We start from the raw sequence: 15,284 nt of genomic DNA, 5'->3' as shown, positions 1-15,284 counted from the left end.
CGCGCCCACGTCGGCTAGCTTGGGTGAAACGAGCGTGCGAGGTCGGCGATGTTTAGAGCGATCTTGATCGACAAGCAGGACGGAGCGCAGTCAGCGCGGCTGGCCGAGGTTTCCGAGAACGATCTGCCGGAAGGCGCCGTGACGGTTCGGGTCGAGTATTCGACGCTCAACTACAAAGACGGCCTCGCCATCACCGGCAAATCGCCGGTCGTGCGCAAGTTTCCCATGGTGCCCGGCATCGACTTCGCCGGTGTCGTCGAGAGCTCCACGAGCAGCGATTGGGAAGCGGGCGACCGAGTTCTGCTGAACGGATGGGGCGTGGGCGAAGGCCATTGGGGTGGCTTTGCGCAGAAGGCGCGAGTCAAAGCCGAGTGGCTGCAGCGAGTGCCGGAGAAATTCACCTCACAACAAGCAATGGCCATCGGCACCGCCGGCTACACCGCCAGCTTGTGCGTGGATGCGTTGATTGATCACGGCCTCACGCCTGATCGCGGCGAGGTGCTGGTCACCGGTGCGTCGGGTGGTGTCGGCAGCATCGCAATCGCCCTGCTCGCGCGCGCGGGTTTCGAAGTGGTGGCCGCTACCGGAAAAGCCAGCGAAGCCGACTATCTCAAAGCACTCGGTGCGCGACAGGTCATCGATCGCAACGAGCTGTCACAACCCGGCAAGCCTTTGCAAAAGGAACGTTGGGCCGGCGTCGTCGATTCCGTCGGCAGTCACACGCTGGTCAACGCCTGCGCTCAAACGAAATATCGCGGCTTCGTCACCGCGTGCGGCCTGGCGCAGGGAATGGATTTCCCGGCGAGCGTCGCGCCGTTCATTCTCAGAGGCGTCTCGCTGCTCGGAATCGACAGCGTGATGGCGCCACGCGAGCCGCGTCAGCAAGCATGGGCCCGCCTGGCCCGAGATCTGGACAGCAGCGCGCTCGATCGCGTCAGCAAGATCGTGGGATTGGAACAAACGTTGCAGGCGGCGCAAGACATTATTGGCGGAAAAATTCGCGGTCGCCTCGTCGTCGACGTGAATCGATAGTTCAGCTGTCGCGGTTCAACGCGACCTTGCCTCGTTCGACCGCAAAGCTTGTCGCGATGGACGCGCGACCGCCGGGCGCACTCACCTTATCCATGGTCCAGACTTGCGTGCGCCAGACATCGTGGCCAATGTCGAATATCTGATATCCGCGGCGCGCGTTGAACAGCTGACAATGCGGGTTCTCCGCCGGTGTGTTCTGCCAGCTTTTACCGATCTCGACGCCATCGCCGCCCGAACTGATCGACGTGCAGACGAACTCGGTCGCGGCCGCAGGGCCGTCCAGATCGCCTTCGCGCACAGGAACCACACCGGCATGATGTTGATGCACGTCGCCGGTCGCGATCACGACGTTCTTCAGATTGCGCTCACGAATGTCCGCGACCAGGCGTTCACGCGCGGCGGCATAACCGCTCCAGGAATCGACGTTCACTCGACCCGCCGCGCGGCTGGTTGGATACGTTAACGGCATCACCATCACCTGCTGCGCGAGCAGATTCCACCGCGCCGAGTTGTCCAGTCCCGCCGACAGCCACTCCTCCTGCTGCGCGCCAAGCATGGTGACGGGCCCCGATGGGTTGAGCCGACACCCTTGCAGTTGCGTGTTCGGCTGCTTGGTACCGCCGTTGCGATACTGCCGCGTGTCCAACACCTGCACACGAAGCAGATCGCCGTAATCGAAGCGACGATACATTCGAATCTGGCCGCCAGCCGGGAACTGCGCACGGCGCACGGGCATGTGCTCGTACCAGGCTTGGAACGCGGCGGCTCGACGCATGAGGAATGGTTCCGCAGGGCTCCCGTCCTGATCGCACTCCGCGTACCAGTTGTTATCGACTTCGTGATCGTCGTACGAGACCAGAAACGGAGCAGCCGCGTGTGCAAACTGCAGATCGGGATCCTGCTTGTACAAGGCGTAACGTCGGCGGTAATCGTCGAGGGAATAGAGCTCGTCGCCGACATGGGTGCGCACGCACTCCCGTTTGGTGCAATCGCGTGGCCCGTGTTCGTAGATGTAATCGCCGTAATGGAAGATCGCATCGAGCTCATCCGTCGAGCCGAGATGGCGATACGCTGTAAACCAACCTTCCTCGTAGTGCTGACAACCGGCAACGCCGATGCGAACACGGTCCAACGCGACGCCTGCCGCTGGCGTGGTGCGAACCGTTCCGACGCGGCTTACCTCGCCGTCTGCGCGAAAGCGATACCAATAGCGCCAGCCCGGCTTGAGTCCCGCCACTTCCACGTGCACGGAATGACCGAGCTCCGGCCGAGCAAACTCAGAGCCGGTTCGGACGATGCGTGAGAAACGTTCGTCTTCGGCAATCTCCCATTCCACTGGCACGACTTTCATCGGCATGCCGCCATGAGGCTCGAGCGGCGCTGGCGCCAGTCGTGTCCATATCACAAAGCCGTCGGGCCACGGATCTCCCGATGCGACACCGAGCGAGAACGGATACCCGCCGTGCGGCTGGCTGCCCCAGGCGCGCCGCCCCGACAGCAACGTGAGACTGCTCGCCGCCGCGAGCTTCAGAACGTCACGGCGCGCGATCGTGCGATTGGTCATGGCTTGTAGATGATGTTGAAGTAGAACGTCAGGCCTTTTTTCATCTCGGCGCGGCGCATGCTGAGATCTTCGCCGTAACCCAGATTCAGATTGTCATCGAGCAGATTCACGGCCTGCAGTTTCACGATCCAGTCGTCCAGCACGCGGTAGCGAACCGTGAAATCCAATTGGCCTCGCTCTTGCGGTCCACGATGCAGCCACGGATCGGCGCCGATGCCGTCGTAGTACTCGTCGCCATAGTTGTAGGCCACTCGCACTTCGCCACCACGCGGCAGTTTGTAGAACAGCGCGCCGTTGGCCAGCCAATCGCGTTGGAACAACAGGCGGTCGACGTGCAGCGCCTTGCCGTCGACGACGTAATCCATCTCGCCCCACATGCGCGAAACGTTGAACGATGCGCCGAGCTTCCCGGCCAGGAACCCGGGCAGTCCGGGGATCTGGTTCTCGATGTACTGGAACTCGATGCCGCGCAGCTTGGACTCACTGGCGTTCATCGGCGTGCTGATGGTGTACGGAACGCCGTTGATCAGCTGTTCCTGTTTCAACGCGTAGATGTCGTCCTTGATGTTCTTGGCGAAGCCGCCGAGGCTGATCAGACCGCTGCCGCCTTCGAGGTAGTACTCCAACGCCAGGTCGACGTTGTCGGCGCGACGCGGGTCCAGGTTCGGATTGCCGCGGCTGATCGTGAACGTCGAGTCGTTGCGAGTTTCGGCTCGGGCGATGTCTTCCGGCGCGGGCCGGCCGAGGGTGCGGCTGTAGCCCGCCTTCAAACGCAGCTGGTCGGTCAGGTCATGCAGCACGTTCAGGGAGGGCAACAGATACGCATAGTCACCTGAGTAGTGCTCGAATGCGTTCTGAAATACGCCGCCCACACTGAGCGGCGCGTCTGCACTGTAGTCCGCCATGTCTGCGCGTAGTCCGGCGATCACGCGGGTGCTCTCCGTTGCATAGGTTCCCGAGATGTAACCGTACGACACCGTCTCATCGTATGAGTAGTCCTGGCTCAGCGAGTTCGCCGCCGAGGTCGCGGCGTTGACGGCCAGATTGGGCCGGACGTTGGCGTTATAAGCTTCATAGTCGATCCACAGCACCGGATAGTTCCACATCCAAGGCGTGTAATGCGGGTCGTAGGCCGCAAGCGTGAGCGACGATCTGTTGGTCGTGAACGTCGTGTCCGTGAGATCGCGGCGCATGTCGAAATCACGCGTGCCCAGGCCGGCCTTCAAGCCCCAGCCGAGACTGTCCGAATCGAAGTTGAACGAGTAGTCGAGCCGCGCTTCCGCCGCTTCGCCTTTGGCGCTCGTCGTGATGTCGGTGGCGCTCAGCAGGGAATAGTTGCTCGCGACCATCATGGACTGTGGGTCGGAGAGCGTGAACGACACCGAGTCGCCCGATACGTCGTAAGTCACATACGAATTCGTCGGTCTGTATTGATAGGTGACCTCGTTCTCGGGGTTATCGAAGGTGTTGTCGTTGTAGCCGGCGCGAAACTCCAGCCGGGACTCGTTTTCGAATTCGTAGCGCGTCTTGAGAATGGCGCCGCGACTTTCCGTATCGAAACGGTCGTAAGCGAAAACGGTTCGCACATCGGGAATGCGCAGCGTGCCCGTGGTCTGAGTCTGGCCCGTGATGCCGGTGAACGCGCGCAACGTCGGCGCGTTGGTCGTCTGGTCCTCGCGTTGCCGATAGTCATAGAGCATCAGCGAGCTGTACCAGGACGGCGTCGGCGAGAACTCGAGCAGCGCCGAGCCGCCGTAGTTCTCGACGAAACTCGTGAAGTCGTAGCTGACGAACGCCGTCGGGGCCGCATCGTAGCCGTTGTACTCCGGACTGATCGGCGTGGTGGTCGCGCCGGTGGATGTGTAGTAAGCGCGGCCGTTGGGATTGCGCTTGGTTTCGTCGTAGCTGCGCTGCTGATAGACGCTGCTGATCACGATGCCGAACTGCTCGTCCGAACCGAAGCGCTGCGACCACAACTGCTTGATGCCGGCGCCCCAGGGCGAGTCCTCGTAACCGCCCGGACTATTACCGCCGGGCACGTCGTTGTAGGTGGCGTAGCTGACGGAGGTATCGATGTAGAACTTGTTGCCGCCTTCGAAGGCGCTGCGGGGAACGATGTTGATGATGCCGCCGATCGCACCGGAATCCAGATCGGCCGTGAATGTTTTGAAGACTTCGGTGGTGCGCGCCGCCTGGCTCGGAATCAGCGCCAGATCGACGCGGCGTTGCCCGTTGCCTTGGTTGGCCACCGAGATCATGCCGATGCCATCGACGGAAACATAGTTGAGATCGGGCGTGATGCCGCGAACCGCGACGTACTGACTTTCCTGTTCGCCGTACAGCACCTGCATGGTGCTCACGCCAGACACACGACTCAGCGCGTCGGCGAGCGATTTGTCGGCGAGATCGCCGGTGTCGTCCTGAGTGAGCGTGTCGACGATGGTCAGCGAGCTGCGACGATTGGCGACGGCTTCCTGATTCTGGAGCGCCGTTCCCGTCACGACGACTTCCTCAACGTCGCCCACGTGAGACACCGACGCAGCCGAGTCTGCCGCGAGCGCCACTCGCAGAGACTCTTTCCGTCGCACGATCAGCGCACGCGAGGACGTCGTCACGACTTCCAGCGGCGTGCCGGCGATCAACGCCTGCACGGCCTGCAACGCGCTCATCTCTCCCTGCAACGCCGGCGCCTGCTGCCCGGCCACGTCCGCCGGACTGAACAGAATATCCACGCCGCTCTGCTGAGCCACGGCGTTCAGCGCCGCGTCGAGCGCCTGAGTCGCCATCGAAATGCTCACCTCTTCCGTCTGCGCCTGCGACGGAGCGGAGAGGGCCAGGGCGATGGCTGCAACGAGCGCGGACATGCCCGAACGACAATGAGACAGCTGCATGATATTCCGAGGTTGGCGGCCATACCGGCCGGTCGCGCAATCGACGCCGCCGGCGGCGAAATCCTCAGAAGATTTTTGTGAATGTTTTATGACGGGCCGAAATCGTCCCTGTGTTCGAGATGTAAAGATCCATCTTTCTTCACGACGGCCACGGGCAGCATTGCTTTCAACGCATCCGCGAACGCCGCGTTGTCCCCCACTCTGAATGTCCCACTAATCCGCAAATTCGAGACGCCCTCGTCATCGAGCATCAAACGCTGGCGGTCGTAGCGATTCATGATCTCGACCGCCTCCGCCACGCTGTCGTTGCTGAACACTGCGCGGCCGCCCTGCCACGCTATCAATCGCTCCACAGCCGGCGCGGCAACTCGTGTGACCGTCGTCGAAGATTCGTCAAATACATGACCGCTGGTGAGCGTGCTCACCGGCGACGCCACAGCGCGATCCACATCAAGAGCGCCCAAGCCATCCAACATCAGAATGCGCGCTGCCTCCCCTCCCCGCGTCTCGATCTCGAAAGCGCCACGATCGACGCGCAGCCTGCAACCGCCTGCGCGGACGATCAGCGAACCGGATGTCCGCGAGCTGAGATCGAAGTGCGCTCGACCGCGTTCCAAAGTCGCCTCACAGCCCGAATCGCGATTCCGCACGCGCAATTGCGTGTTCGCATCGAGCAGCACCTTCGATCGATCGGCGAGCACGATGGACCGTCGCTCTCCAATATCCGTTCGATAAACCTCGGCGCCCGCGGTTAACGCGACGAAGCCGCCGGCGGCCGCCGTCAGAGCCGCGCCACCACCGACCAAGACGCTCCTACGATTGAAACGCACCGATGACGCGGACTGGCGCGGCGCGCGGGCACCGATCAGTTCCCAAACGGCCGTCAGCTCCTCGAATGTGGTTGCGTGACTCTCATCGTCCCGCAGCCACTTACGAAATCCCGCACGCGTGCGCTCGTCGCAATCGTCCGAATGCAAGCGCGCCAGCCACTCGGCTGCCTCGCGCTCGATGCGAGCCCGAGCGAAACGCGCGGCGATGTTTCTAAACATCCTCAAAGCGCCTTGCTCGCACGCAACAGGCCCAGCGCCGCCTTGGCGACGTGCTTCTCAACCGCACTTTCACTGATCCCAAGACGGTCGGCGATCTCGCGATAGCGCAACCCGTCGAGCCGATGCATCAGCAGAATCTGCCGCGTGCGCGGATTGAGACGGGAAAGCGTGGCCTGCACGGCGTTCAGGCGCTGGCGCACGTCGAGCATCTCCTCGGGTGTCGGACTCGCGTCGGCGATGGCGCTGAGGTCCTGATCCGTGCTGAGATTTCTGCGCCGTTGCCGACGATGGTCGTCGCGCGCCAGGTTGACGGCGATGCGGACCATGAACGCTTCTAAATTGCGGATCGGCGAGCCGTCGTGCTCGGACAACCGCAGGTACGCGTCGTTCAAGTAGTCGTTGGCGTCCTGGGGACGACCGGATAACGACGCAATCTGCCGCCGCAGGCGGCCCCATACGGCACGATCTTTATCCACGTCCGGCTTTTCGGAAAACATCGCCACGAAACCCCAGCCATCGCCGGAACACACCCGCTTTTGCGGGCGCAAAGACTAAGTCAGTTATTTGACGGTTTCGTGACGGACAAGCGGCTACGGACGGAACAAAAGCGCAGAAGCGGCATTGAAAGCGGTAAGCGCCGCTCTACTTTTAAACGACAGCTCCGATCCAATTCCTAAGGACGGTGCGCATGACGACGGCCGACGCCCTGCATCTCTTCCTGGGTCACAGCGCGAGCGGACAGGCGATCCGTAGGTTGGACTGGGCCTCCAATCCGCTCGGCCCGATCAGCGGCTGGTCGAACTCCCTGCGCACCATGGTGGGCGCCATTCTCGGCTCCGCGTTCCCCCAGTGTCTGTTGTGGGGTCCACAGCACATCGTCATTCACAACGACGCGTTCCTGCCCATCCTGCGCGACAAGCCGCCCGCCATCGGCCGGTCGTTCGACGATGTCTGGGCGGAGGTTTGGCACATCATCGGCCCCCTGGTGGAGCGCGCGTATGCCGGCGAGCCTACGTTCATCGAAGACTACGAGATCATGATCCAGCGCGGCGGGCGACCCGCGCAGGCCTTCTTCACGTTCTGCTACAGCCCGGTGCGCGATGACGACGGGCGCATCGCCGGCATGCTCGACACCGTGATTGAAACCACCGAGAAAGTGCAGGCGCAACAGCAAGCCCGACTGATCAACACCGAACTGGCGCACCGGATGCAGAACACGCTGGCCATCGTCAGCTCCATCGCGGATCAAACGTTGCGCACCTCGGCGTCGCTCGATGAAGCGCGCACCACGTTCGGACGTCGGCTCAAGGCGCTGGGAGAGGCGCACAACGTGTTGACGCAATCGAGTTGGAACAGCGCGCCGATGGCGGCAATCATCAAAGGCGCGCTGGCTCCGCACAGCATTGCGCCGGGCGACATCTGCACCGATGGCCCGCTAGTGCATCTCTCGGCGCGGCAGGCGCTCTCGTTGAGCATGGCAATTCACGAACTGGCGACCAACTCGATGAAATACGGCGCGTTGTCAGTGGCCACTGGCGCAGTCCGCGTTCGCTGGAACCTGCAGCCCATCGCGGGCGACAAATGTCTGCGTCTCACCTGGATCGAGTCGGGCGGACCGAAAGTCCTGCCGCCGGAGCGACGCGGCTTCGGCTCACGGTTGATCGAAGACGTGCTGGCAAGCGATTTCGGCGGCAAAGCGAACCTGTGTTACCTGCCCGACGGACTGCGCTTCGAGCTGGAAACCCGGCTCAGTAACTTGGGGCCGGCCCGCTGACGACCGTAGGAACATTCCTGGGCGCGACGGCATTGATTGGGATTGAACGACCCTGCCGCCCGGCACGCCCCGGACCCCTCATGCGACAACAAGGTAGCAGCGCCGAAGCCCAGCTGGGATTACCCGAATATCGAGGCCACACCACGGCCGAGAAAATTTTCCTCGCGCTGTTGGTGCTCTTTATCCTCGGCGCACTTGCGGGACTGTTCGGCGACGGTCCGCTCAGTCAATCGTCGATCGCCAGCGCCGACGGCCAGGTGCGCATGGAATATCAAAGGTTCTCTCGACGTCTCGCGCCGCAATCGTTGGAGATCACGCTACCCACGCACGCTTCCGCAGGCCATGTCGAACTGCATCTCAACGCCGAGTATTTACGGCGCGTGCAGATCACCGAGATCTTTCCGCAACCGCTGGAGTCCACGCATCACCGGACCGGGCTGCTGCGCTTCGCCACCGATGGCTCGGGCGAACCGATGACCGTGCGCGTGCATCTGGAGGCCGAGCATGCGGGACTGCAGGAGGCGCAACTCAGCGTGGGGAGGCAGGTGGTGCGCTTCAAGCAAATCGTCTATCCCTAGAGCTGGGAGGCCCCATGGACTCCGTACTTCGCGCCGCCGCCGTTTATTTGATCCTGCTGATCATCATGCGCATCGCCGGCAAGCGCACGCTCGCGCAGGTCACCGTGTTCGATTTCATTCTGCTGTTGATCATCGGCGAGGCCACGCAGCAGGCGTTGCTGGGCGAGGACTTTTCCATCATCAACGCCGCCATCGTCATCGGCACGCTGGTGCTGCTCGACATCGCGCTATCGGTGCTGAAGCAACGCTCCGAGGCGCTCGATCGGATCCTCGACGACACCCCGGTAGTCATCGTCGATCACGGCAAGCTGCTGCAGGATCGCATGGATCGTTCACGCATCGACGAGCAGGAAATCCTGGTCGCGGCGCGCGAGCTGCACGGACTCGAACGCATCGAACAGATCAAGTTCGCGGTGCTGGAGCGAAGCGGCGGCATTTCCATCGTGCCCGCCGAGTCCTCGGGCAAGGATTCCTGAGGCCCGCTGGAACGTAACGGCCCGCCGGGTGTTTGCTCTACACCAGATGACATCGGGCGCTCCAGAATGGCCAGAAAGACCGCGAAAAACACCGACGACACGCCGACGCCGCTGCTGGCGCACGGTGGCAAGGTGCTCAGCCTGGTCGTCGTGGATGCCTACAATGCCGAGATGCGCAGCCCCGAAGGCTTCCTCGGCGACCGCGCCAGCCGCCGCGCCTTTCAAGCCATTCTCGACGACTGGCGCGACCGCGTCAGTCGCGCCGGCGACGACCCGCTCGGCGAGCAGCCCAGCGAGGAGCTGAGCAAGAAACACCTGGACAAAACGCTGGTCGAGGGCGACGCCGAAGCCGCCGGGGTGATTCACGGCGCCATCGAAGAGTTCGCGCAGGAGTTCGCTCAAGTCATCCGGCGGTTTCTGAAACTGAAAGACTGGAAAAACACCGAAGCGCTCGTCGTCGGCGGCGGCCTCCGCCAGAGCCGCATCGGCGAGCTCGCCATCGGGCGAACCTCCGTATTGCTCAAGGCCGATGGCATCGACGTCGACATCAAACCGATTCATCACGACGCGGATCACGCCGGTTTGATCGGCTGCATCCAGCTCGTTCCCTCGTGGATCCTCTCCGGCCACGACAGCATCCTCGCCGTCGACATCGGCGGCAGCAACATCCGCGCAGGCATCGTCGAGCTTCGGCGTAAGAAGGCCGCCGATTATTCCCAAGCCGAGATCGGGCAGTTCGAGCTCTGGCGTCATAGCGAGGATGAACCCGAGCGCGAAGACGCCGTGCAGCGACTCATCGATATGCTCGTCGGTTTGATCAAACGCGCGTCCAAAGACGGCGCCAATCTCGCTCCCTTCATCGGCATCGGCTGCCCCGGCGTCATCCGCTCCGACGGCTCCATCGAACGCGGCGGCCAGAACCTACCCGGCGATTGGGAGCACAAGAGCTTCAACCTTCCGGAGAAGCTGCGCGCCGCGATTCCCAAAATCGGCGAGAACGAGACGGTGATCGTCATGCATAACGACGCCGTCGTGCAGGGCCTGAGCGAGGTTCCTGGCATGCGGGACTATGAGCACTGGGGCGTGCTGACGATCGGCACCGGGCTGGGGAATGCGCGGTTTACCAATCGGAGGGATGAGGGGGAGAAGGAAGAGGAGGAAGCGGAAGAAGACGAGGCGGAAGAATCTGACGATAACGAATAGCGCCGCCAGATGATGTACTTCCAAACATTTCCGCGGAAACGTTAACTGTCAAATTGCGACTTGCAGCAACTCCCGAGCCGCGCGCTGACCGGTATTGAGCGCGCCGCCCACGCTGGACGATTCCTCTTCATCCAACGCCTCACCCGCAAAAAACAATGTTTGCTCCACGGAGCGAGCGAGTTGACGGCGGGCGGGGCCGCCGCCGACGGCGGCGAAGCTATAAGCGCCGGAGGAGTAGGGATCGTTCTGCCAGTCGTGCCAATAGACGCCTTCGAGCATCTTTCGATAATCGCGGCGCTTGCCGAAGATCTCGGCGACGCTGTCGAGGCACGGGCGCAAGATCTCATCGGTTGAGCGACCGACGAGGCGCATCGCTTTGGGACCGCCGCTCCAGGCGGTGAGGATGGGGGTGCGGACCGGCAGCGTGCTCCAGAAGGTGGGAAACGGCGCGCCCTGAGCGTGGAAGAAAGCAACGTCGCGGTGTTCCCCGTCTTCGAGCTCGGCCCAGAAGGGTTTTGAAAAACACAGAACGAGCTTGACCACCGGGCCCATCAGCAAGCGCGACAATGGCAACTGCTTGCGCGGCAGCGACGGAGTGAACAGCACACTGCCGGGAGTCAAAGCGGGCAGTTGCATGACTGCAAGCGGCAATGTGATAACCGCCTGCGACGCCCGAACCTCATCCGGCTCCCCATGCCGGGTGAACAGAACATTCACCTCGCCGCGCCGCCAGCGAATTTCGTTGACGACGCTATCCAATTGCACGCAGGCCTTCGCGGGATCCAGGCTGCCCGCGAGCGAATCCATCAACGCGCCATAGCCCCGCTGCGGACGAAATGTCGGCGCATCGGCGGCGCTCCCGCCGCCCCACTCTTTCAGTATCTCGATGGCAGAAGCACGCGCCGGATCGGCCGCATCGAAGCCTTCCACCAGCATGGTGGCGAACGACCGCACGGTCGGAGACAACTGCCGCCGATGCTTGTCCAGGAACTCGGCGAAAGGCAGATCCACCCGCGGCTTGGGAATACTCTTCAGCCGCCGCTTCATGGTGTCGAACAGATCTTCGCTTTGTCGAAGCCTGCCAGGCTGCGGGGCGCGATGGCGCGTTTGAGCGGCATCCACAGCAACGTCGCCGGCGAGGCGCAGTTGCTCGAACACGCAAGGCGATTCGCCGTGAATGAACTCAGCCCCGAGTTCTAACGGCACGACCGCGCCGCGAGGGCGAACAGTGAGGATGCGCCCGCCGACACGGTCGCGAGCTTCGAGAATGCAAACGGATTTGCCGTTGCGGCCGAGATGAGCCGCGGCCGCGAGACCCGCTGCGCCTGCCCCGACGACGATGACGTCGTACTCGTCGGCTCCTTTACTCATGCAGCCGCTTCAACGGCTGTTCCGCAGGTCCGCTCAGCACCGCGCCGGTGGGATGGAAGCGCGAGCCATGGCAAGGACAATCCCAAGTGCGAGCGGCACTGTTCCATTTCACGAGACATTTCAGATGAGTGCATTGAGGCGCCAACAACGTCAACTGACCCGCGTCGTCACGATAAGCAGCGACTTTCTTGCCCTCGTGATGGACGATCCTGCCTTCGCCGCGACCGATCTCGTCCGCCGACTCGGCGTCCGCTGGCTGCAGGCGACCGCGGACGAAATGATAAGGGTAGTCGACGTTCTCTTGCACGTAGCGCCACGTGCCGCCGTGGAAGGGCGATCGATTCACGGCCAGCAGGCCGACCCAAGGATTGCCTCGCTCGAGGAACCGATCGCGCGCCATCAAAGCGCTGAGCGTGCCGAGCGTGTAGCCGTTGCCGCAGAAACCGGTCGCGATGAACTCTCGCTCCTCGTTCTCGCCGATGAACGGCATGCCATCGTCGGTCTCGACCACCTGCCCCAGCCAGCGCCGCTCGACGGTGGCCTCGGGCAGCACCGAGAACAAGCGCCGGGTGAGCTTGTCGAACACCTCCTCGGCATTGCGCTCCTGCCCGGTCTTCACATCTTCGCCGCCGAAGACCGCATACAAGTGATCCTCGTGCTCCTCGATTCTCAGATACTCGTAAGGATCGCTCGTGTCCCAATACAAACCTTCGGGCACCGTGCCCACGGGTAAGCGAGCGCCGATCACATAGCTGGTGTACAGCGCCAGCTTGGTTTGAAACAAGGTGGCGGTCAGCGCGCCCTTCTTGCCCATCAGCGGATTGTGAGTCGCGATGATCAGATACTTACAACGAATCTTCCGGCCGTTGGCATGCACGATCATCGGATCGCCATCCTCGACGGACTGCAGCGCCGTGTGCTCGAACACTTGCCCGCCCTTGTTGGCGATCGCGTTCAACAATCCTTTCAGATAAAGCCGCGGATGAAACTTCGCCTGCTGAGCGAAGCGAATGCCGGGCGTGCGCGCATACGGTGTGCTCTCGGTAAACGTCGCATCGAACCCGAACGACTGCGCCAACTCGGCATCCTTGCGCAAGTTGTCGATATCTTTCCGGTCGGGCTCCGCACCTATGCGCGTGTGCAAATACCCGGGCACGCGCACGAACTGCGCATCGTTGCCGGTCGTCTCGACGATGGTTTCGATGGTGTCGATCGCGACCGCGCCGGCTTCCCAAAACTTACGCGCCGCATCTGCGCCAAATTTACTCGCCAGATGATGCAGCCGCTCGTCGGTGACATACGTCAGATGCGCGGTGGTGCGGGACGTTTCGCCGCCTGCAACTTTTTCGCGATCGATGAGGGCGACCCGTACACCTTCCTGTAGCAGCAGATACGCGGTGGTGATGCCGGTCAGCCCGGCGCCGACGACCAGCACGTCGACATCGAGGTCCGCCGCCAGTGCCGGAAATTCCGGCAGCGTGACATTCATCCAAAGCGAAGGGTTGGCGGGGGCTGGCGACATAGAGACATCCACATTCATGAACGTTGTGCATTTCCAGCAAGTTCCGGGCTCCTCGCGCTGCCAGCAGATAGTCAACAATAATCGTACGTAAGGAGACTCACCCTACTTGCCGGACGCGAAGGAAGAACGGACCGAAGTTGCCAAACCTCGCGCTCCATCGCCGTACCGATCCGGGATCTGTCGCGACAGACCGTGGCGGCCTTCAACGTCGGCGTCATCGGAACGCAGCCCAATATCAGAAAACAATTATTTGCCGAAGCTTCGCTGAGCGTGCGACCATATTGCCGCGCGTACAACTTGACAACTCTGTCACCCCTGTAGTCAGCGCTACGCGGGTGAGGTAACTGCAAGGCAAATCAACGAGCAACGCGCACCGATCCAACGTTTTATCGATGTCGCTCCGTGCACGACGGGCGAATCGGCAATGATCCCTCGTCAATGTGATATCCAGACGATGTCACCAGGAGCGCGACGACATGGACAGTCAGTTCGTCAGAACGGGCCCGTTGATGGAGCTCGCCAGCTACCCCCAGTGGCTGCAGGAAATCGTCGCGGCGTGCTCCGAGTCGAGACGCACGGTCGTCGAGCACGAGATCTTTCACCAGATGCACCTGGGAATGCTGCCGCCAGCGGCGATGAAGCGGTTCCTGACCAGCTTCTGGCCGGTGATCGAGCAGTTCCCGCAGTACATGGCGCTGAACCTGCTCAAGGTGCAGTACCAGTTGGGCGCGGGCCATGCGATGGCGCGGAAATATCTGATCCGCAACATCCGGGTGGAACAGAACCATGTCGAGTACTGGATCGACTGGTCGCAGGCGCACGGGCTGAGCCGCGACGATCTGTTGTTCGGCTGGCGCTCCAGCAATGCCGACGCGCTCAGCCATTGGTGCTGGCACACCTGCGAACGCGATCCGCTGCCGGTCGCCATGGCGGCGACGAATTATGCGATCGAAGGGACGACCGGAGAATGGGCGGCGTTGGTCTGCAACTCGTCCCTGTACGAGCGAGGTTTTCCCGAGAATATTCGCAAGCAGGCGATGAAGTGGCTGCGCGTTCACGCGCACTACGATGACACGCACCCGTGGGAAGCTTTGGAAATCGTCGCCACGCTCATCGGTCACCGGCCGCAGCGGCGCGATGTGGCGATCATCGAATCGGCGATCGTGAAAAGTTACGAGTACATGCGCACGGCTTTCGACGATTGCCTGGCTGCCGCGGCGACGTCTCACATGCCGCACAAAAAATTGGGGCGGCTCGAGGCCGCCCCAATCTGCGTCAGCTCTTGATGGCAATCCGTTTCACGCGCGGATTGGCGTTAGCGTTTTTCGGCATGGTGACGGTAAGCACGCCGTTCTTGAATTTGGCTTCGGCGCGATCCGCCTGCACGTCCGCCGCCAGCGGGATACGGCGCTCGAAGTGGCCGTAATAACGCTCGGAGAATTGCTTCTCCTTGTCTTCGATTTCGGAGCGTTTCTCGCCACGCAACGTGAGCGTGCCCTCATCCACCAGAATTTCGATGTCCTTCTCGTCCATGCCGGGGATTTCGGCGGACACCTTCAATTCCTGGTCGGTCTCGGCGATCTCGACGCTGGGCCAACCGCCGCGCTCGGACGAGAGCGCCGAGCCGAATGCCGGCCACCGCGTGTCGAAGCCGCGGAAGGCATCGTCGAACAAACGATTCATTTCACGATGCAGCGACAGAAATGGATTGCGATCGTCGTCGCGAAACATCGTTGGCGTCTGATAACTGCCCCGACGCCACGGGATCAAGTCACGGACACTCATGGTTGTCTCCTGCGATCAAACGAACGCCTACGGCGCCGG

At 62.2% G+C, this 15,284-nt stretch carries 13 protein-coding genes; 6 read left to right on the top strand and 7 right to left on the bottom strand.

Annotation, left to right across the window (positions count from 1 at the left end; all coding sequences use genetic code 11):
- The first annotated feature begins 48 nt into the window (after positions 1-48).
- On the top strand, positions 49-1,032 hold the full coding sequence (locus VGD45_RS06280) for an MDR family oxidoreductase (RefSeq protein WP_331154418.1): 984 nt from the start codon (positions 49-51) through the stop codon (positions 1,030-1,032).
- Position 1,033: 1 nt separating this feature from the next.
- On the opposite strand, the gene VGD45_RS06275 is transcribed toward VGD45_RS06280, so the two are convergent.
- The 4 genes from VGD45_RS06275 to VGD45_RS06260 form a co-directional block, all read right to left on the bottom strand.
- The gene (locus VGD45_RS06275) at positions 1,034-2,596 is read right to left on the bottom strand and encodes an alkaline phosphatase D family protein (protein ID WP_331154417.1); all 1,563 of its coding nucleotides are present in this window, start codon (positions 2,594-2,596) and stop codon (positions 1,034-1,036) included.
- Complete coding sequence (locus VGD45_RS06270) at positions 2,593-5,487, bottom strand: TonB-dependent receptor (protein WP_331154416.1); 2,895 nt, start codon at positions 5,485-5,487, stop codon at positions 2,593-2,595. Before VGD45_RS06270 ends, VGD45_RS06275 begins: the two co-directional genes overlap by 4 nt.
- An 86-nt stretch (positions 5,488-5,573) precedes the next feature.
- On the bottom strand, positions 5,574-6,536 hold the full coding sequence (locus VGD45_RS06265) for a FecR family protein (protein WP_331154415.1): 963 nt from the start codon (positions 6,534-6,536) through the stop codon (positions 5,574-5,576).
- A gap of 2 nt (positions 6,537-6,538) precedes the next feature.
- Positions 6,539-7,033 (bottom strand): sigma-70 family RNA polymerase sigma factor, encoded by a 495-nt coding sequence (locus tag VGD45_RS06260; RefSeq protein ID WP_331154414.1) that lies wholly within the window; start codon positions 7,031-7,033, stop codon positions 6,539-6,541.
- A 191-nt stretch (positions 7,034-7,224) separates the two neighbouring features.
- Here VGD45_RS06260 and VGD45_RS06255 point away from each other — a divergent pair, with 191 nt between their 5' ends.
- The 4 genes from VGD45_RS06255 (at position 7,225) to VGD45_RS06240 (ending at position 10,567) form a co-directional block, all read left to right on the top strand.
- Positions 7,225-8,310 carry a sensor histidine kinase gene (locus tag VGD45_RS06255; RefSeq protein ID WP_331154413.1) on the top strand — a complete coding sequence of 362 codons (1,086 nt, stop codon included), beginning with the start codon at positions 7,225-7,227 and terminating at the stop codon, positions 8,308-8,310.
- Positions 8,311-8,390: 80 nt separating this feature from the next.
- On the top strand, positions 8,391-8,888 hold the full coding sequence (locus tag VGD45_RS06250; protein WP_331154412.1) for a hypothetical protein: 498 nt from the start codon (positions 8,391-8,393) through the stop codon (positions 8,886-8,888).
- 14 nt (positions 8,889-8,902) lie between these two features.
- Positions 8,903-9,364 (top strand): DUF421 domain-containing protein, encoded by a 462-nt coding sequence (locus VGD45_RS06245; protein WP_331154411.1) that lies wholly within the window; start codon positions 8,903-8,905, stop codon positions 9,362-9,364.
- A 66-nt stretch (positions 9,365-9,430) separates the two neighbouring features.
- Positions 9,431-10,567 (top strand): hypothetical protein, encoded by a 1,137-nt coding sequence (locus VGD45_RS06240; protein WP_331154410.1) that lies wholly within the window; start codon positions 9,431-9,433, stop codon positions 10,565-10,567.
- Positions 10,568-10,615: 48 nt separating this feature from the next.
- On the opposite strand, the gene VGD45_RS06235 is transcribed toward VGD45_RS06240, so the two are convergent.
- Positions 10,616-11,938, bottom strand: a complete 1,323-nt coding sequence (locus VGD45_RS06235) for an NAD(P)/FAD-dependent oxidoreductase (RefSeq protein ID WP_331154409.1) — start codon at positions 11,936-11,938, stop codon at positions 10,616-10,618.
- Positions 11,931-13,460: an FAD-dependent oxidoreductase gene (locus VGD45_RS06230; protein ID WP_331154408.1), complete on the bottom strand. Its 1,530-nt coding sequence runs from the start codon at positions 13,458-13,460 to the stop codon at positions 11,931-11,933. The genes VGD45_RS06235 and VGD45_RS06230 overlap by 8 nt, the downstream gene beginning before the upstream one ends.
- 476 nt (positions 13,461-13,936) lie before the next feature.
- Between VGD45_RS06230 and VGD45_RS06225 the strand changes: the two genes are divergently transcribed.
- A complete protein-coding gene (locus VGD45_RS06225) occupies positions 13,937-14,746 on the top strand; it encodes a TenA family transcriptional regulator (protein WP_331154407.1) in 810 nt (269 codons plus the stop codon).
- On the opposite strand, the gene VGD45_RS06220 is transcribed toward VGD45_RS06225, so the two are convergent.
- Positions 14,736-15,245, bottom strand: coding sequence for an Hsp20/alpha crystallin family protein (locus VGD45_RS06220; protein ID WP_331154406.1), 510 nt, complete (start codon positions 15,243-15,245; stop codon positions 14,736-14,738). The genes VGD45_RS06225 and VGD45_RS06220 overlap by 11 nt on opposite strands.
- Positions 15,246-15,284 lie beyond the last annotated feature (39 nt).

The organism is Steroidobacter sp. (genome assembly GCF_036402275.1).
In the GTDB taxonomy this organism is placed as follows: Bacteria; Pseudomonadota; Gammaproteobacteria; order Steroidobacterales; family Steroidobacteraceae; genus Steroidobacter.
The sequence above is the reverse complement of the archived record's forward strand: the minus strand, read 5'-3'. Positions and strand labels throughout refer to the sequence as shown.